Here is a 19,202-nt window from a genome sequence, read left to right as displayed (position 1 = left end):
GCAAAGCTTGCGTATCGAGACCACCACTCGGGTGGTCGAGTACCGGCGCAGCTCCCGTACCGAGACCCCGTGACACTCCCCCGAAACACCCCCATGGCAGTATGGTCCGCAAGTTCGGGACACGAGAGGCACCATGGAGCTCATCGACTACATCCGCATTCTGCGGAAAAATTGGCTGATCATCGTGGTCGCGACGCTCTTGGGCATCGGTGTCGCGGCGACCTACTCGCTGACGCGGACCCCTCAGTACGAGACTCAGAGCACCGTCTTCGTGTCGAGCCAGACCGGCTCCACGATTCAGGAGCTTCAGCAGGGTAATACGTTCACACAAGCACGCGTGACGACGTACACCAACCTGGTCGACACGCCCATTGTGATGAACCCCGTCATCGCCGAGCTGGACCTCGGCATCACCGCGGCACAGTTGGGCAGCAAGGTCGAGGCGTCTTCGGCGCTCAACACCACGCTCATCACAATCACGGTGACTGACCCCGACCCGATTGCGGCTGCCGACATCGCGAATGCGCTCGCGTCAAGCCTCACGTCTGCGGTGGAGCAGATCGAGACGCCGAATGGCTCCGAGACAAGCCCTGTTCGCCTCACTCGCGTGAAGGATGCCCTCCCGCCGCTCTCCCCCTCCAGCCCCAACGTCCCCCTGAACCTCGCGCTTGGCGGGCTCGTCGGCCTCGCTCTCGGTGTCGGCGCCGCGGTTCTCCGCTCGGTGCTCGATACCCGCATCCGCTCGCCGCGCGATGTCGAGCAGGTCACTGACCGCCCGATGATCGGCGCGATCCCCTTCGATCCGAAGGTCAAGGAGCGGCCGCTCATCGTGCACGCCGACCCGCTCAGCCCACGCGCCGAATCGTTCCGCGCGCTTCGAACCAACCTGCAGTTCCTCGACATGGACGGCCGCGCCAGCTTCGTTGTCACCTCGAGCGTGCCCAGCGAGGGCAAGTCGACGACGACCATCAACCTCGCGATCGCTCTGGCGGATGCCGGCAAGCGCGTCGCGCTTATCGACACCGACCTGCGCAAGCCCAAGGTCGCCGAGTACCTCGGCATCGAGGGCGGCGCGGGCCTGACAGACGTGCTCATCAACCGCGCTCGGGTCGGCGACGTCATGCTGCCGTGGGGTCAGCGGAGCCTCTACGTTCTCCCCGCGGGCAAGGTGCCGCCGAACCCCAGCGAGCTGCTCGGTTCGGCGCAGATGCACACCCTGCTCGAGGTGCTGGAGCGCGACTTCGACGTCGTCCTTTGTGACGCCCCGCCGCTCCTTCCTGTGACCGACGCCGCCATTCTCGCCAAGGCGACGAGCGGTGCGATCGTCATCGTCGCGTCGGGCCAGACCAACCGCCACCAGCTCGACGGCGCCATGGACGCGCTGCAGACCGTCGGCGCCAAAGTCGCGGGTCTCGTTATGACGATGGTGCCCACCCGCGGACCCGACGCGTACTACGCCTATGGCGCCGGATACGGGTACGGATACGGCTACTTCCAGGAGCAGCCGGCAAAGGGCCGGCGCGCGAAAGCTGAGAAGGGCGCAGGGCGTCGCCGTGGCGCGCCGCTTGCTGCCGCGCCGGTTCCGGCTCCCGCACCCACAACGCCTCAGAGAGGTGAGCGTCCGGCGGGCGCCGAGGCGACGGTCCGCAGGCCTGCGGATGTCGGGCGAGCGCCGCAGCGCTGACCTCCGTGTCTCGACGCTCGGTGAACCTCACCGGTGCCCGCTGGGTCGCGGTCGCCGGCGTTGCCGCACTCACGATCATCGTCGTGGCGCTTGCTGCGCTCGCGCTGCAGCGCTCCCGAGGAGAAACCGCCACACAGCCGAACCCGGTGCCATCGTTCACGCTAGGGGTGACGACACCCACGCCGACACCGACTTCGGAGGCACCGAGCCCGGCATCGGCGACCAGTCGCGCCGACGAACGATTCCTCGCCACCGGAGGCGCCGTGTGGTGGCGCGGTGTAGCGGGCGAGTGCGGCGTGACCGAGCCGCTGATCGAGAGATCGGATGATGGGGGCGTGACCTGGGCCGATGTAACTCCGCGTTACCTCGGCATTGGCCAGATTTTAGGGTTGAGTGCGTTCACCGCCGCTGACGCAGAGATGGTCGCCGCCGTTGGCCCTGCCTGCGAGGTTCAGGCCCTCCGCACCTACACGGAGGGCCAGTTCTGGGAGCCCTACCCTGAGGTGCTCGCTGTCTCGCGCTACGTCGACCCCGCAGACCCGAGCGTCGTGATCTTCTCCGGCGAACCGGTCCCCGCTCCCTGCCCGGCGCCGACCGGCCTACGCGCGAGCGGCGACACTGCCGCACTCATCTGCGATGGCGTGGCCAGGGTACGCACCGGCGCAGAATGGGCAGCCCTCGCGCCCAGCGGCGTCGCAGCGCTGACGCTTGTCGGGTCCGACGTTCTCCTCGCCCACTCGGACGCCGCGTGCGAGGGCACCGCTGTCAGTCGAGTCGCCGAGAGCGACCCCGCGGGTGCTCAACTTGTTGGCTGCGCGGCCGGCACCGATCCCACTGCACTCGCAGCTCTCACCACGATAAACGGGGACGTGGCGGTGTGGTCGGGAGAGACCATTCTGGTACTCGAGAGCGTGATGTGACTCGTAGCGACCCGGTAACCAGAGCGATACATTGTCTTTGCTATCGTTCATGCGGGGAAAGCATTGACCTGGGGGGAAAGGGACTGAGTGACGTCACACGTTGAGACCATCTCGACAACGACATCGCTTGACATGACAGCCACAGCCCTTCAGCCACAGGTTCCGGGTTCCCGGGAGCGGCGACCCGCGACAGTTCGCTCACCGCGTTCCACGACAGATTGGCGCAAGAGATACTCGCGTCGGCTTTGGATCAGTGACCTCCTTGCGCTGGTGTGGTCAGTGTACGGAACCCAGTTGCTCTGGTTCGGCTTCGGCAATGCGCAGGTGGCAATGCGTGAAGACGGCCGCATCACCGAGTTCTCGTACTGGGTGTTCTCGGGGCTCCTGGTCGTAGTGTGGATGCTCGCGCTAAATCTCATCGACTCGCGCAGCCACCGCATCATCGGACACGGGATGACCGAGTACGTTCGCGTTGCGGATGCAAGCCTTCGCCTGTTCGGCGCGATCGCCATCGTCGCCTTCCTCACGCGCATCGACGTGGCACGCGGGTACCTCCTCATCTCGCTCCCGCTCGGGATCGCCATGCTGCTCGTCACCCGGTGGCTCTGGCGGCAATGGCTCAATGCTCAGCGGCAGAACGGCTCATTCAGCGCGCGTGTTCTGCTCGTTGGATCGGAGGAGTCTGTCGCCCAGGTGGCCCGCGAACTAGGGCGGACCCCCACCGCCGGTTACGTGGTCGTAGGGGCGTGCGTGCCCAAAGGCCAGGTAGCGAGTACCATTCCCGGTACCGCCATCCCGGTGATGGCGAACGTCGATGCCGTCGACCGGGCGATCGCTGCCACCGGCGCAGACACTGTCGCCATCACGAGCACCGACGAGCTGCCGCCGGCCAAGGTCAAGGAAATCTCTTGGGGTCTCGAGGCGGGTAGGCAGCACCTCGTGCTCGCCCCGAGCATCTTGGATGTCGCTGGCCCGCGCATTCACATGCGCCCCGTCGCTGGGCTTCCCCTCGTCCACGTGGAGACGCCGCGATTCAGCTCGGGCCAGCGAATCATCAAGCGGATGATGGACCTGGTGATCTCGGTGATCGGTGTAATCATCATCAGCCCCCTGCTCATCGCGCTGGCACTGACCGTTCGCTTGACCAGCGCGGGCCCCGTTCTCTTCCGTCAGAAGCGCATCGGGTATCACGGCAAAGAGTTCACGATGCTCAAGTTCCGCTCCATGGTGGTAAACGCCGAAGAACTGCTCGAGAACCTGCATAGTGAGACTCGGGACGCGGGCAACGAGGTCATGTTCAAGATGAGGAACGATCCGCGCGTGACCCCGATTGGGCGGGTCATGCGGAGGTACAGCATCGACGAGCTTCCGCAGCTGTTCAACGTAGTCGGGGGTTCGATGTCGCTCGTCGGCCCCCGCCCGCCGCTCCCGCGGGAGGTCGCTCAGTACTCGACCCACGTCCATCGTCGGTTCCTTGTTAAGCCAGGTATCACCGGACTATGGCAGGTGAGCGGCAGGTCCAGGCTTTCCTGGGAGGACACCGTGCGGCTCGATCTGTCATACGTCGAGAACTGGTCACTCCTGGGCGACCTCGCAATCATCGCGAAGACTGCTCGAGCAGCCCTGACGCCCGGCGACACAGCGTACTAGCGGACTCGGCAAGCTAACGACTGCGTAAGACCCGTTGATAGGCGTCGCGGAGCTGATTTCCCAGCACGACCCAGTCGCGGTTCGAAAGGTTCGGTGGCAGGACGGGCAGACCGCGACGCGCACCACGTAGTGCGTCGAGAAGTTGTTTGCCGTCTAGGTCACCGTCGAATAGGTACACCCATCCAGGACCGACTTCCTGGCTAATGTCTTCGTTCACAGGGTTGCGTGGCACGAGGACAGGTCGCGCATGGCTCAGGGCCAGAAAGAGGGCTCCGGAGTTGTGCATGTGCCGGTAGGGAAGAACAACGAGCTCCGCTGCGGCGATCTCGTTGTCGAGATCCGTGTCCGTTACATACTCCAAGCGAGCGGTTATTCGCTGGTCATCGACCATAGCTTGACGAACACCGGCTCCTCTATCACCGGTTGCACTTCCGACTATACGTAACTCCGTTTGAGGGGGCGCGGCGTCACGAAATGCGTCTATGAGGGCCTGCACCCCCTTGTACGGCCGAACGATACCAAAGTAGAGAATGCGGCCCGCCACTGCATCGGAAGCATTCCTGCGGCTCACCCGCGGCAGATAGTGCGGGTGGGGAATAGTCACCGACTGAGCGTCTGCGGGCAATGGCGTGTGGTTGTTGAGGCGAATGAACATCTCTGTTCTTCGATCGATGAGCCTTAGAAGCCGCGCCTCCCAGGCTCCGCCGGCTTCGTGAGGATCAAGATTGTGTAGTGTCCTCACTATTGGAATCTTTCTCGCCCTCAGCGAGGCGAGCAGAACAAATGTCTTCAACCATCCCTTGCGCAGCAACCGCTCCGGCCAATGGATGTGGAAGACATCGAAGTCGCCTTGCACGGCCCGCTTCCAGGTGAAGGTCTCGATCCGTACATCTGGAGCAGCTCCCTCAACGATGTGATCGATGAACCGGGTCTTGTGAGGCTCTGGTGCAGCGACCGAATGCATGGCGCGAATCACAGATCTCATCACCGCACCGTCAGCACTTCCTCGAGGAAATCGAGGCTCTTCCCTGAGGTAAACCGCCGGAGCCAGGGCGTGATGTCCAGCTCCTGTAGATGCGAGCATTCCTCGACGGCATCTGCCACTGATTCTGCGTGTCCGCGTAGCGCGAAGTAACCGGTTACGCCAGGCACGATCGCATCCGCCACCCCGAGCGCACTAGACAGCGCGACCGCAGGTACGCCTACAGCGGCACACTCGACAAGGACATTGCCGAATCCCTCGCGGCGGGACGTCAACACAACCACCGAATTTGCTGGGAGGTCAGCACACCAATCTTCAACCCAGCCGGCAGCCCGGTACGGGACGCCCAACTCCTCCGCGAGGGACGCAGTGCTTCGGCTAAGTGGCCCGGCTCCGTACGCCACAACAGACACCAAGTAGCCGCGATCCATCAGCTCACGGGCCGCCTGGATCGCGAGCCAGGGCTGCTTCTGGGTCACTTGACGAGCCGGCATCACCAGGGTGATCGGTGCGGTGAGATCGACCGGTCGCATTATCGGACGCTGTATGCCCGCCACCTTTGCGGTGGCGGGATTGGGTACGACCGTGCATCGCTCGCCACGTACGCCGAACCAACTCACGAGCTCGGCCGCGACCGGGTGCGAGATCGCGATCACACCATAAGCCTGACTATAGAGCTTCCGTGCCAGCCAGATTTTTGACTTGTGAGTAATCGATGATCCTGGCAGGCCCAGAGATACGAGGTTTCGCTCGCTCACGAAGACGCGAGGTCGACGTGCCGCAGGAAAAGCAAAACTGGACAGAATCGCAGCCAGGTTTGGAAAGGTTTGGAGCGAAACGACAACGTCAAACTGGTTCTTCCGGATCAGCTTACGCAGTCGAACGACTGTCTGAAGAAGACCGCGACCACCCAACGAATAGGCCCTTCGCATCGGATCTTCAGGATTCCGTTCGCTCCCCTTTCCCGCGGTTGTCGCGACGACAACGGTGTAACCGCGGTCCTCTAGGCCCTTCGCCCACGTTCGCGCTACGTACTCCGCGCCGCCGCCATGCAATGACGTACTTAGAACAAGGACATTCACTTGCGTTCTCCAATCATTCGGCCGAGCCGCCTTACACGATGGGCAAAATCAAGAGCAAGCAAGTAGGGAACACCAAATTTCGTCATCAGAAGCACCGTCACATAGACCCTCCATGAGTAGGCGCGAACATCGGCCATCAGCAAGCCGCGGGTGACCTGTCGAGCGAGCGTCAGACCATCGAAGCGGGTAGACCAATTCGCACCCACCCTTGTGGGAGTATTCCCAAGGGGCAAAACCAGGAACCATGCTGTGAAGAAGGAGACCGCTGCGGATTCTAGACTCTGGTTCATCGGCCCAGAATGAAGCTCGAGCGCCACGTCATGCGCGCGCTGCAGATTCTGAAGTTTCGGGTCACGGCTCCGCGTGATGGAACCCTCACGCACCATATGAAAGTAAAGAATTCCTGGGATGAAACGGACCGAACGGCAGCGTGCGACCGCTCTCGCCACCCCTGTGAAATCGGATTGAGACGACAGTCTCTCGAAAGGATCGGCGCCGAGCAGCGTGCGTTTGATCATCTTGTTCCAGAGATAACCGTTGAGCTTCCCTGCCAAAAGGAGACTCCACGCGTCGTCACGACTAACCACAATGTCAGCGTCGATGCCGTCGATAACGGTGCCGACACCGCCCTCAGTCCGCCGGAGATCAGCACGACACACGACTATGTCCGCGCCGCTTTCTCGTGCAGCGCGCAGGAACTGTGAAACGATAGTCGGGTCCCACGCATCATCATCGTCCACAAACCAGACGAAGTCTCCACGCGCCTCCGAGAGCCCGAGTGATCGCGCGCGAGCCACACCATGGGACTCGGCAGAAGCGATAAGCTTCACGCCGGAACACCTATCGGCATACTCTCGAAGACGATCAGCAGTACCATCCGTAGATCCGTCATCTACCAGCACAATCTCGTGGCCCTCATCGCGATGTAACGAAAGTCGCTGGAGCAGTTGATACACCAGGCTCCCGGAGTTGTGCAATGTGGCGATTATCGTCACCGATTGGCTGTCTATCACGAAACCCCCAATCGGTTGATGCGGCGACTTGCCGCGAACTGGAGATGCTCAAGGGTTAGCTCGTCGGCGCTTGGCGATATCGCGAGGCCGAGATCTTGCAGCCTCTTGGCAATCTGTAGCTGGTGGTCATCGACATGTTCGCGGTGGCTGGAACGTCGCGCAACCAGTACTGGATAGATTCCGAGATCGAGGAGCGCCAGGGCTGTACCCACCCCGGCGTGGGTGACGACCACGTCCGCGGAACGGGCCTGTTTCTCGAATTCGGCCGCCGGAAGATAGGCATTCACCTTTCCAGGCAAATCATCTCGGACAGTCTCCCCGAGTTGCCAGCAGACGTCTCCATGCGGCGCGATTTGCCTCACACGATCTACTAAGCGATCGAACCGGTACGGCCTTATCGTCCCGAGACTCACGAATATCCGTAGCCGCTCGGAAGGACTTCGGCCGGTCTCGACCGACACAAAGTCATCTAACACCGAGAATTTGTGAATCCACTTCGAGTTCGCCCATTCCGGATGCTGCGTGAACAACTTCACCCCGGGGAGAGAGCCCATGATGCGACCAGTTAATGATGGCCCCTCGAACCGAGACACACTCTCGATGTACACAACCTTCTTCCCTTTGAGCAGAGCTCTCGGAAGAATCGGTAGCGCAGCAGCCGCACCCGTACTTATTGCGACGTCGAAGTCCTCATCCATTAAAAGTCTGCGTGCGATGGCGCCAGAACTCATGACCGCCCTAAAGTCTCTGGGGGCGATGTACGGGAGGTAGACAACTCTCTCATTCGCAAGTAACGACTTCGACTGCTCCGATTCAAATGTCACCCACAGCGGACGCTCCGCGAGTCGAAGCTGAGGGGCTAGTCGATGGAGTTGCGCGAGATGACCCCCAGTGGAGGCGACTAGTACTGCCCTTGCGCCTGCAATATCGGCGATCAAAGGAGATTTATTCACGCTTGTGCACCTCTTCCTTGGCCAGTCGGGACCATTCCAGCTCGAGCACTTGGCGGATCCCGTCAGCCGAGTACTTTGTCTTGACCCGTTCGCGGGCGGCGCGCGCTGCTTCCCGGAGCAGCACAGGTGAGGTCATGTACTGACGAAGGGCATCTGCGAGGCTTGCGGAATCCCCGACGTGGACTAACAGGCCAGCATCCCGCACGAGTTCCTCAACCTGTCCGACTGGAGTAGCCACAACGGCGCACGCGCGGGCCATGCTCTCCAGCAGGAACATCGGCATTGCTTCGTTTCGTGACGGCAAGACGGCAATTGATGCGCGCGACTGGAGGACAAGTACCTCCTCGTGCGGTACCGCGCCCACAACCCGGATGCTCGGCCCCGAGAAGCGCGTCAGGGGGACATCGGCCGTGGTCGGCCCCGCGAGAATCAGGATCCAGTCACGCCGAATGTCTATGAGTTGATCCCACGCCGCAAGGAGGACATCCACGCCTTTTCTGTGACCGACCTCACCCGCGAAGAGAATAGTCTTCGTCTTCGTCGGAACATCCGGCGGGACCTCGACGGCATTCCATAGCCGCACGAGTCGAGTGCGTTTCCCGCGCAAGGTGCTGTCAAGGATTCTCTTCGACTCATCTGTGAGCACGAAGACCACCTGCGCCGAGCCGCAGACCGCTTTGACGATTCCCGGACGTCTGCGGCTGAAATCTGGGAACTGACTGCCGTGTAGATGAAGCCCGACCTTGTGTCCAAGGAATCGAGACAGGAGCGCCAGGGAACCCTCACGTATGAACGAGCCGTTTGCCGAGAGGTGGACAAGCACAATCGAACGTCCGTACCGCATACGCGCCCACAGGAGCCGCAATCCCGCAGTCACCCAGAGAAAGGGCGCGGCCCAATCCCGTCGACCCCGCGTCGAGAGAACACCCCACGCCTCGAAGGCGCCGTGCCCCCATTCGAGGTACTGATTCACTACTTGCGCGATTCCACCGGGCCTGTCCCCATAGATCCCGACGTGCAACATCACCGGTCGCGCGTTCTTGCTCATGCTGCGCTCCGACCGCGATCCTCGGCGAGCGAATCAGCGCGAAGGCTCGCAGCCCGCCCTAAAGCAATGATCAGGATCGCACCCAACAAGATGAGAGCCGAACGCCGATCGTCGAAGAAGTTGTAGCCGCTGATCGCGACCATGAAGGCACCCAAGCCAGCGGCGGCCGCAACGCAGAAGCCCATGAACGATCGAGTTAGAGCGATGATCACGATTGCACCGACCAAGAGAAGCCCCGGTACGCCGATACTGACGAGCATCTGGAGTGGTGAAGCCTCAATTGGCAAGGTTGAGCCTGCGTCTCGGGCAGCAATCGACGAAGTCCCCGCCCCGGACCCGAGGTATCCCGACCGCGCTGCCAAAGAGAGTGCGAGCTCAACAATCTGGGTGCGTGCCGCTGTGGAGTCTCCAGCCTCATCCGAGACCCACCTATCAAAAAGGGGAGACAGCGGCAACACGACCGCGGCACCGACTGCGATCATCGCGACCAGGCCGAAGGCACGACCCCGTCTTGACCTACCCGGCTTTAGAATGACCGCGACGATAGCGACCGTGGTCCCGGCGACGACTGCCAGCAGCGAACCGCGCGACGATGTGGCGAGTACTCCCATCATTGCCAGTCCCGCAAGGACCAAGCTTTGGCTATGGCGACCTTCGAGCCACTGTCCGAATGCCAGGACCGTTGCTACTGCCAGGAACGTGCCTAGAAGTAGCGGGTGCCCGAGAGGCCCCTCCGCCCGATACACCGACCAGTGCTGTGAGGATTCCGCGCCCAACGCCCAGTAGAGGACGTTTGCGCCCATCACGAACTCAAGAACAGCGTAAGAACCGAGCACTGCACCTAGTACAGTCCAAGCTCGTTCAAGAACGCGGGCCTCCTCGGACAAGTCAGCTACAAGAAGGGGAAGCACGACTACGGGGATGAAGCTCAGTATCCAGCCGACGCTGCTAGCCCCGAGGAATCCGATTTCGATCAGTAGGAAGATCCACAGAATCAGGAGGGCAGCGAGGGCGGGGACGAGAGTCCGTGTGCCGCTAATCGCGAAGGTGGACCCGTATCGCCTTGCCACCGACACACTTGGACGGGCGACGGCAAGCACGCGCTTGATGAACCACACGACCATGATGGCGCTCGAGACTCCGAGCGGCAGTCCGCTCGGCACAAACTGCGTGATCCCTAACGCAAAGAGGGAGAACGCGAGAGCCGGCAAAAATTTGGTCGGCACGACCGCCACGACGAAGACGATCACGGTCACCGCGGGAACGACAGCGAGACCTGCCCAGCCGAAGGTCGCCAGTGAAGGCAGAAGAGCGGAGAGAACAATAACTGTCAGGAATGAGGTGCAAAGTAACCACACCGTTGCCGACCACTTCGGATTCCACTCCCTCGCCGTCACACGGTCTCGAGAATTAGCCCACCACGTGGAGTGAACGCCGAACCCACTCATGATCCTCCGCCCCGAAGAAATCGTCTTGTGTCAAGGATGCTGTGCAAGTCGTTCCTGTATGAGGGAAGAATCAGAGCGAAAAGAGCCAATGTGGCCGCGAAGGTTGTGGTGCCGATCAGAAGAAGGACGAGCGCCGGCACCGCGTCACTCGGCAAGAATGCGGTTGAAGCCCATGAAAGGCAAGCGGCAAGAGAGTAGACCAGGAAAGCGCGGGACCCGTTCACAAACATATCAACCACGGGGGCATCCGAGCAGCGAGAGAGCCACCAAAGCGTGATTGGCCACAGAGCGAGGCTCACAGATGAGAAGGCCAAGGCAACTCCGATAGAGCCTCCCATAAGGGCTCCTAAGACGATAGCGGCGATGACGACCGGGCGTGTAATCAGGGAGAACCAGAAGTAGCTGACGGTGAGTCCCTTCGAGAGGAACACCCAATAGCACGCGTAGTTTGCCATGGAAGCAAGTCCCCCGGCCGCGAGAGCCTGAAAGATCGGCACCGACTCGCGCCAGTTTGGCCCTAGGACCATATCGAACAGGGGTAGAGCTTGCGACGCGGCGAGCGCAAGAATCAAGGCAACCGCGTGGAGAAGGATCGTCTGGCCTCTCAGCAGGAAGGCGGTGTACCTGACTCGATCGTCGCTTAGTCGTGACAGCACGGGAAGCGCGACACGGGTGGAGGGAGCCTGGAACTGATTCAGAGGCAGGATCAGAACCTGGTAAGCCCGGTTGTAGAAGCCGACAGCCGTTGGCCCGAGTGTCGCGCCCAAGACGACAGAGTCGACGTTCTTGCTCGCGTACCCGAGCAGCTGAGACCCGGCAAGGCCCGCACCGAAGCGAAAGAACTGCTCCATGCGCACCCCCCGCCGGTACCATCGGGGCACCCACCGCGCTGCAAGAACCACTCCAATGAGGCCCAAGAATGCCTGTCCTACGGTTAGGACAACTAGAGCCCAGTAGCCACCGCCGGCAACAGCAACCGCGATAGCGGCAACGACCGAGAGGATTTGAGAACACGTGTCAACCAGGGTGAGTGCGCCGAATCGGAGACGGCGGTTGAGGTCCGCGCGGTGCTGAGTTGCAAGCCCGTTCGCGATGAACGTGGTTGAGCAGGCCGCCATCAGAGCCACAACAGCAGGTTCGCCATAGAAGAGTGCAACAAGGGGCCCAAATGCAATGGCTATCAGCGCCAAGCCAATACCTATACCCGTGTTAATCCAGAACAGGTTACTGCGTTGCGCTTCCGAGATGCTCTTTGCCTGGATCGCCGCGGACGACAGTCCAAAGTCCCGAAACACTTCGCCAACGCCGACGACTGCTGTCGTCATTGCGACAAGACCAAAATCCGATGGCTGCAATAGCCGCGCGAGAACGACCAGGCTGACGAGCTGCACAGTGACACGCAAGAGCTGACCGGCGCCAGTGATCACCGCCCCGCGTGAGGCACTGCTTCCAAGCCCATCCGACGTCACGGGTCAACCGCCATCGCGCGCTCGACGGCCTGCAAGTCGCCGCATCCACTGGGGCGCACTTCGCTTGGCCGCCCCTGTCGCCCCTGCGAGGTTTGCGCGCCAGAACGGGCCAGCGAGACGGAGTAGGTGGTACCCGTGGTATCGAGGAATCTTCTTTCCCACAAGTAGACGTCCCAGGAGGCGCCCCGCAAGCTCGCGCTTCCGCTTCACTTGTAGGGGCTGGATCCTCGCCACTCGGTCTAGATCAAGCGTCGCCAGTACCACGACCCCGGCAGCTGCCGCTTCCTCGAGCAATTGCGCGCCGCGAGCGCTGCGCGCGATGACAACACTGTTGCCCTCGGCATTCTCGAAGACGGGGAACCCTCGATCATCGGCATTCCAGAAGTCACCCACCGAGATGTCAGCGTGTTCTCCGGTTCCATCTGGACACAGCTTGCATCTCCACTGAACTGTCTTGCCGAGGTGTTGACCCCAGGATTCCTCATAGCTGAGACGCCCCGTGTTGCCGTCGGCATCCGACGCGACAAAGCTCCCAGGCCAACCCTCACCCCGATATCGGAGAGAGCGAACTCGGTCGACGTTAACTCCGAGCTTCGTAAGGAGAGCAGTCGTCGAGTCCTGCGACGGCACCCCCGCACAGAAGAAGGACAAAAGGATTGGCCCATCCTCTGCTCTCTCGAGGCCGAGGTACCGGGTGGCCGCGGACACTTCACACGGCTTTCCTACAAGCGCCTGGTCGCTTGCGAGGCTCCGTCGACCATCGATCACCGCAACCGGCGAGTAGCGCGACCCAGCGGAGGCAAGCGCATCCTCACGGCTTCGAATCTGAACTGGTACCGCCCGGGAGGGACTCGACTGGGACGACCCGACAGCGTTCACCGCCGTCGCTTTTCCAGTCCGCACAATATAGTCAGCCAAGGCGGTCAGCACGCCCCCGCTACTTCCCGTAGCACGCATGTCTGGGTCCTTCGCGAATCCCTCATATGCAACCACGTAACGGCCGAATGTTGGGTGCGCTCGAACCGCTCGGGGCGCGGTTAGCCGGTGGCCGGGGCATACCTGGCGGAAGTCTCTGGCCTCTGCCCTCGCCACTCCTCGGCTTGCAGCGGTGACAATTCTGGGACGCATGTATCCGCCCTCAAGGCCCATCTCAACCCGCGACGAAATGAGGGTGCATCCACCGCAGCCAGAGCAGTTGTCGTTGCTTACCACGCGTCGGAGGTTGCGCTCAAGACGGTCACCCACGACTCACCCTGGCCGAGGTCCGCTGGGCTACGGTTTCGCGCACACCAGCAATTGCACCGCGCATCACTGAGCTCCAAGCTTGAAGGTGCTCGCGGACTGTCGCCGGACGCGCTCGCTGCACTAGCCGCCAAGAGTACGCCGGTGTGCGTAACGCAATGCCTAGCGCGCGAACTGCGCCCGACCTTTCGAGGCAGAACAGGATCCTGTTTCGACTGTTGAAGTACAGGTACGCGGCGGACTTGCCCGAATGATTCCCAAGCTGCGTCCCACCGACAGCGTGAACAGCTTCTACGGAGTCCAACACCTCTAGTTGGCCCCCTATCGCGCGCCACCTAACACTTAAATCAACGTCCTCCCAGTAGAGGAAATACCGCTCGTCAAATCCTCCGAGCCGTCTCCACGCAATCCCGTCGATGGCGAGACAGGCACCTGTGAGCCAGTCCCGGGCACCATCGCGATGCTGTACGACTCCCGTTCGCTCATCCAAGTACCCGCCGCCGAACCAGGTGCGACCGTCTAGGCCCACGATCTTTGGGGCGACAATGACCTCTGAGGTCGCCCTCGCCACAAGTGTCTGCGCATCGTCAACGCTGATCCGGGCGTCAGGATTCAATAGAAGCAATGCGTCAGCGCCTTGCTCGAGTGCTCGCTGCGCACCGAGATTTACCGCGGCACCGAACCCCAGGTTCTCACCTGTGGCGATCAATTCCCACCCGTGCGATTTGGCAAGACTCGAGATGCTGGCCGCTTCTCTCGAATCGGTTGAGTTGTCTACGACAATTGTGGAAAAGACAGAATCGAGACCCGAGCTGGCGATGTTCTCCTCAAGAAGAGCTGCCGAATTGAAGCTGACAACGAGTAAAGCCGTCCGTCGTGAAGTCCTCACTCCGCCTCTCCCCCTCTCCCGGCTATCTCGCGGCAAGCCTCCATAGCGAGCAGGGACTTCCGCCCCGCAATTCGCAGACTCTCCTTCAACTGATCAACAGGGGACTCCGCGCTGGTGATACGAGCTACCGTCGCACTAGCTGGGCCCTCTGCGACCCTCAGATCGATAGTCTCGCTCCAATTGAGGCCCTCCAGGAGCGGCTGAAACTTGCGCGAGTAGGCCCATGGGATCGCTGGAGTTCCTACTGAGAGAGCATTCAAACAGGCGTGCATCCTCGCGCCGATGACCCAGTTCGCACTTGCAACTGCCGTCCTAGCATCAGCCAGTGTCCAGGGATCGATAATCTCTAGGTCAGGGTACCTGCGAGCCAGCTCGGCGAGCGGAATCATGTCGTTGTCTTGGGTCGCGTTCTCGAGCACGTGAGGGAGTAGCGCGACCGAGCGGTCCGCCGCCAGCAAGCCCTCGATGAGGCGAACCACCGACTCGCGGTACCGCCTGGAATCAACGTGGCGGTTCTCCCGCCACAACAACCCAGACACGTTGAGGACCACATCCCGAGTCTTATCGGCAACCACGGTTGGCAGCGAAAAGACAAGGTCTGTTCCCTCCACGGCATCGGCCCGGCCAAGTTCGGATGCGTGGGCGGTGCTGGCGCGGTCTCTCGTCATGACGACGCTCGCACGTTTGAGGACGCGCCTCGCAAGAACTCGGTGTCCGAGCCCTGTGAAAGGGCCGACAGTCTGTGGCAACATCACAAGCGGCAGATCGAGAGCACGGGCGGTGAGCTGCGTATACGTGATGCGCGCAAGGCGGTTGCGCCCGTAAATGTCCGTGAACGAATCACCGGCTCCAGTGTCGAGGACGGCGTCGAACTGCCGAAGCCATTGTTTGATGGGGCCGCGACGCCGCCCCAAATCAGCCTTGATCAAGTCGGTAGATACACGGAAGCCCTCAGCGTTCGGCCCCAGGTCCTGGAAAACAACCTCGGTCTTGGGCCCGAACGCTCCCCGTGCCAGCACCTCGGCACCCTCTGCCAACACCCTGACCCCAAGATTTGCGGAGCGACCGTCCGCCCACAACACAAGTACTCGCATGCCCACCCCTCAGGTTTCCAGGGCAGCGGCGCCCGAACTGGTAGTGGGAATGCTACCTGAGCGTCCTTGTGACGCCTCGTGCCTCTTTAGGTTCTCAGGTAACCGCGACTCCCAATCACCCCGCGGAGCCACGCTGACGGCCGCCGTGTTCTGCCTGGCCTTTACACGGCGACCCCTACTCCGACCGCCCTACAAACTTGCGAGGGAATCATCACGTGTCACACATGGATAGTCTGTCCGGCGGGGAGGTCAACATGCGAGTGGTGAGCGACATCAAATACGGCAAACTTCTGAAGGCGACCGATCCGACGGCTGGCGATTCAGCGCACCCGACATTGCGGGCGTGGCGGATATTCAAGGCCAGCCGCAGCGCGGACGCCGTCCTTACCAACGAGGGTAAGAGAACTCCGCTTGGCCTAGTCATTCTCGCCACTCTGATGTGGATCTCACGCCGTCGCAACTTGGTTTTGGTCGAGTTCCTCCCCGCCGTGCGGCGAGGCATAAAGGGCGCTCTGGTCACACGCGCCTACAAATTCCTCTTGCCCCGAGTAGTCGCAGGCGCACAGGTAATGACTCACTGGGAGAAGGACGACTACGCCCATCGTTACGGAATACCAAAGGAACGTCTCCATGTGATTCCGTTCTATTACTTCGACGACAGACTCCGCCCCGAGCCCGCCCGGTGGTCGCCGGCCGGACGGACCCGGTATCTCTCGACGGGAAGGAATGCCTGCGACTGGGACACCCTTCTAGAGGCGGCAGAGGGTGAGGGGTGGCCGCTCACCATCGTCACCCGAGGCACGGAGCGAGCCCGGGTCGTGGGCGCGGCCGCTCGTGCGGGTGCAACTGCGTTAGCGGACGTGCCGCGGGACAGGCACGACAAGATGCTGGCGTCAGCCGAGCTGCTACTGGTCATACTGCAGGAGAAGGCGGTCAGCGCGGGGCACGTCCGACTCATGTCGGCAGCAACGTTCGGGACTCCCGTGATTCTGTCCGCCATTCGGGGCGTAGAGGGATACGAACATCTGGCGGTCGCCACTGTTCCTCCAGGGGATGCGCTGGCGTTGCGGAACGCGGTGGACTGGTTCTTATCGAATCCGGAATCAGTCCGTGGTCGCATGGATGCCATACGCGCGCGGGCAATCGAGCGCCCATTCTCGAAGTACCTCGCGGAGATAGAGAATCTCCTTCATTCGTCTGTTGGCTAGCGCCCTGCACCTTCCGCCTCGATCTCGGAAAGGATCGTGCGACCTAGGTTTCTGGAGATCGTGGGTTGGGGCGATTGCGACAGTTCAGCACGGCTCTTGTGAAGCTGTACTCACCGCGAGGCGCTTGTGCGCTCCACGCAGTCGTACGTCCGCGAGCCACGCCTGACTGGCGGTACGCTCGCGACCATGAAGCTGAATCGCATCATGAATCGCCTGCGAAGCGCGCTGAGGGGCCCGGAGCATGCAGCCCGAAAAGCAGGAGTCGCAATCGGAGCTGACTGTCGGATCCTGTCGTCTATATCGACCAGCGAGCCGTGGCTCGTCTCGATTGGGAGCCGAGTGACGATCACGGGCGGCGTGGTATTCCTCACACATGATGGCACCGGCTTTCATGTTCGCGACGAGCGCGGACGCCGCTATCGCTATGCGCCCATCACTCTCGACGATGACGTCTTTGTCGGGCAGAACGCAATTCTCCTCCCCGGCGTTCGAATCGGTCGGGGGTCGATCGTTGCGGCGGGCTCGGTGGTTACAAAGTCAATTCCCCCCGGAGTGGTGGTTGCGGGAAATCCCGCCCGCCTGATTACCACCCGCGCCGAATTCGAGACGCGCGCCCTATCCTGGCCGGCCAAGGCCGATATGACGGGCTTGACCCTTCGCGAGCAGATCGACTCAGTCGCAGAGACGGAACACCGACCAGAGATGTAAGGGCGCACGCTCCGAGACCCTTAATCGCAACACCGCGAAAGCCACAACGTTCGCTACGCGTGACGGTCGGTGCTGCTGATGCGAACGACTTCGGAGTCGCGCAGTAGTCCTGGTTACGCAGACAGCAGGGCGCATCTGGTAGGAAGGAGCGTCCTGGATCACCGCGAGAGGAATCTACATGCGACTATCTGTTATCGGCTGTGGGTACCTGGGCGCCGTTCACGCGGCTGCGATGGCGTCGATCGGCCACGAGGTGGTCGGCATTGACGTCGACGAGCGGAAGATCGAAGCGCTCTCCAGAGGCGAAGCACCGTTCTTCGAACCCGGCCTGCAGGAGATTTTGGCGGACGGTATCGCGTCAGGAAACCTCCGCTTCACCACAGACATGTCTGCGGCCAAGAGCGCGAGGGTTCATTTCGTCGGTGTGGGGACACCGCAGGTGAAGGACGGCTACGCCGCCGACCTCACCTACGTGAATGCCGCCGTCGATGGGTTGCTTCCCTACCTTGCAGAGGGAGACATCGTCGCCGGTAAGTCGACGGTTCCGGTCGGCACGGCAGCGGGACTCGCACCCCGTGTCTCCGCAACCGGCGCCACCCTGGTCTGGAACCCCGAGTTCCTGCGCGAAGGGTGGGCGGTGCAGGACACGATCGACCCCGATCGCCTTGTTGCCGGCGTTCCCGCGGGTGAGGAGGGCGAGACCGCGGCATCCGTTCTTCGCGAGGTGTATCACCCGTCCGTGGCGAAGGGCACGCCGTTCATCGTGACCGACTACGCCACGGCCGAGCTCGTGAAGGTGTCGGCCAACGCCTTCCTTGCGACGAAGATCTCGTTCATCAACGCCATGGCTGAGATCGCCGAGGTGACCGGTGCCGATGTCACTCAGCTCGCCGACGCGATCGGGCACGATGCACGAATTGGACGCCGGTTCCTCGGCGCAGGGATCGGGTTCGGCGGAGGATGCCTGCCGAAGGACATCCGCGCCTTCTCGGCTCGTGCGGAGGAGCTCGGCCGCGGGGAGTCGGTCGCCTTTCTGCGCCAGGTTGACGAGATCAACCTCCGTCGCCGTGACCGCGCCGCGCAGCTCGTCGTCGAGGCCCTTGGTGGATCGGTCTTCAAGAAGAACGTCACCGTGCTGGGGGCGGCGTTCAAGCCGCACAGCGACGACATCCGCGATTCGCCGGCGCTGGATGTGGCGGTCAAGCTGCACGGGCTCGGTGCGTGGGTCACGATCACCGACCCCGCCGCGATCGAGAACGCGCAGCGGGTGCACCCGCAGCTGAACTACGTCGAGGATCGCGACGAGGCGCTGCGCGAAGCGGACGCCGTGATCGTGGTGACGGAATGGGACGAGTACCGGCGCGAGCTGGACCCGGAGCACGCCGGGTCACTGGTGCGCGGCAAGGTCGTCGTCGACGGGCGGAACTGCCTGGACGCGGGGGCCTGGCGGGCTGCCGGGTGGGAGTACTTCGGGATGGGGCGGCCCTAGATCCCACTGTTAGTGCAGAGACGGCGGCACAGGCCGCGGACCCGTACTCGCGTGTCGGATCCGTGCTGGAATCGCGGAAGCCGGGCTCGTCGCCGGCGATGCTTTCAAAGTCCGGGCCGGCGGCACTCGCTGCCGCACCTCGCCTGGTGGTCGCGTCCGAGCCCTTGTTTCTCTCGTCCCAGTCGGTGCTGAAGAACTTCTATTCCGCCCAGTACGTGGGTGACGGCGAGCTCTACTCGGGGGAACGCCCTGACATGATTCTTGGTGTCGTTCGCCCCCGCCTCACTCTTGCGCGGGTGGGAAGCACCACCGGCGACCGCGCA

General features: G+C 62.2%; 16 protein-coding genes. 6 read left to right on the top strand and 10 right to left on the bottom strand.

Annotated elements, in window-relative coordinates; all coding sequences use genetic code 11:
• Window positions 1–133: 133 nt before the first annotated feature.
• From V6S02_RS01300 to V6S02_RS01290, 3 genes are all read left to right on the top strand, one after another.
• The gene (locus V6S02_RS01300) at window positions 134–1,684 is read left to right on the top strand and encodes a polysaccharide biosynthesis tyrosine autokinase (RefSeq protein WP_336399553.1); all 1,551 of its coding nucleotides are present in this window, start codon (window positions 134–136) and stop codon (window positions 1,682–1,684) included.
• A gap of 5 nt (window positions 1,685–1,689) precedes the next feature.
• Entirely contained in the window at window positions 1,690–2,604 is a 915-nt protein-coding gene (locus V6S02_RS01295; protein ID WP_336399552.1) for a hypothetical protein, read from the top strand.
• A gap of 132 nt (window positions 2,605–2,736) precedes the next feature.
• Entirely contained in the window at window positions 2,737–4,254 is a 1,518-nt protein-coding gene (locus V6S02_RS01290) for a sugar transferase (protein ID WP_336399551.1), read from the top strand.
• A gap of 13 nt (window positions 4,255–4,267) precedes the next feature.
• Here V6S02_RS01290 and V6S02_RS01285 read toward each other — a convergent pair whose 3' ends face one another.
• From V6S02_RS01285 to V6S02_RS01250, 10 genes are all read right to left on the bottom strand, one after another.
• The gene (locus V6S02_RS01285) at window positions 4,268–5,239 is read right to left on the bottom strand and encodes a glycosyltransferase (protein WP_336399550.1); all 972 of its coding nucleotides are present in this window, start codon (window positions 5,237–5,239) and stop codon (window positions 4,268–4,270) included.
• On the bottom strand, window positions 5,239–6,318 hold the full coding sequence (locus V6S02_RS01280) for a glycosyltransferase (RefSeq protein ID WP_336399549.1): 1,080 nt from the start codon (window positions 6,316–6,318) through the stop codon (window positions 5,239–5,241). Before V6S02_RS01280 ends, V6S02_RS01285 begins: the two co-directional genes overlap by 1 nt.
• Window positions 6,315–7,313, bottom strand: coding sequence for a glycosyltransferase family 2 protein (locus tag V6S02_RS01275; protein WP_336399548.1), 999 nt, complete (start codon window positions 7,311–7,313; stop codon window positions 6,315–6,317). The genes V6S02_RS01280 and V6S02_RS01275 overlap by 4 nt, the downstream gene beginning before the upstream one ends.
• Window positions 7,314–7,327: 14 nt before the next feature.
• Window positions 7,328–8,029 (bottom strand): glycosyltransferase, encoded by a 702-nt coding sequence (locus V6S02_RS01270; protein WP_336399547.1) that lies wholly within the window; start codon window positions 8,027–8,029, stop codon window positions 7,328–7,330.
• Between the two features lie 247 nt (window positions 8,030–8,276).
• The gene (locus V6S02_RS01265) at window positions 8,277–9,332 is read right to left on the bottom strand and encodes a glycosyltransferase family 4 protein (RefSeq protein ID WP_336399546.1); all 1,056 of its coding nucleotides are present in this window, start codon (window positions 9,330–9,332) and stop codon (window positions 8,277–8,279) included.
• Window positions 9,329–10,588: an O-antigen ligase family protein gene (locus V6S02_RS01260; protein ID WP_336399545.1), complete on the bottom strand. Its 1,260-nt coding sequence runs from the start codon at window positions 10,586–10,588 to the stop codon at window positions 9,329–9,331. The genes V6S02_RS01265 and V6S02_RS01260 overlap by 4 nt, the downstream gene beginning before the upstream one ends.
• Window positions 10,589–10,776: 188 nt before the next feature.
• Complete coding sequence (locus tag V6S02_RS01255) at window positions 10,777–12,207, bottom strand: lipopolysaccharide biosynthesis protein (protein WP_336399544.1); 1,431 nt, start codon at window positions 12,205–12,207, stop codon at window positions 10,777–10,779.
• 45 nt (window positions 12,208–12,252) lie between these two features.
• Window positions 12,253–13,377: a Coenzyme F420 hydrogenase/dehydrogenase, beta subunit C-terminal domain gene (locus V6S02_RS16955; RefSeq protein ID WP_442927912.1), complete on the bottom strand. Its 1,125-nt coding sequence runs from the start codon at window positions 13,375–13,377 to the stop codon at window positions 12,253–12,255.
• A gap of 109 nt (window positions 13,378–13,486) precedes the next feature.
• Complete coding sequence (locus V6S02_RS16950) at window positions 13,487–14,380, bottom strand: glycosyltransferase family 2 protein (protein WP_442927884.1); 894 nt, start codon at window positions 14,378–14,380, stop codon at window positions 13,487–13,489.
• Entirely contained in the window at window positions 14,377–15,474 is a 1,098-nt protein-coding gene (locus V6S02_RS01250; protein WP_336399543.1) for a polysaccharide pyruvyl transferase family protein, read from the bottom strand. Before V6S02_RS01250 ends, V6S02_RS16950 begins: the two co-directional genes overlap by 4 nt.
• A gap of 263 nt (window positions 15,475–15,737) precedes the next feature.
• Here V6S02_RS01250 and V6S02_RS01245 point away from each other — a divergent pair, with 263 nt between their 5' ends.
• The 3 genes from V6S02_RS01245 to V6S02_RS01235 all read left to right on the top strand — a co-directional run bounded on the left by V6S02_RS01245 (window position 15,738) and on the right by V6S02_RS01235 (window position 18,879).
• Window positions 15,738–16,682, top strand: a complete 945-nt coding sequence (locus V6S02_RS01245; protein WP_336399542.1) for a hypothetical protein — start codon at window positions 15,738–15,740, stop codon at window positions 16,680–16,682.
• 186 nt (window positions 16,683–16,868) lie between these two features.
• Window positions 16,869–17,390, top strand: coding sequence for an acyltransferase (locus V6S02_RS01240; protein ID WP_336399541.1), 522 nt, complete (start codon window positions 16,869–16,871; stop codon window positions 17,388–17,390).
• Between the two features lie 178 nt (window positions 17,391–17,568).
• A complete protein-coding gene (locus tag V6S02_RS01235) occupies window positions 17,569–18,879 on the top strand; it encodes a UDP-glucose dehydrogenase family protein (RefSeq protein WP_336399540.1) in 1,311 nt (436 codons plus the stop codon).
• Window positions 18,880–19,202: the final 323 nt, after the last annotated feature.

The sequence above is a fragment of the Microbacterium sp. CCNWLW134 genome, assembly GCF_037083565.1.
Taxonomy (GTDB): domain Bacteria; phylum Actinomycetota; class Actinomycetes; order Actinomycetales; family Microbacteriaceae; genus Microbacterium.
This window is presented reverse-complemented; position numbering and strand designations above follow the sequence as displayed.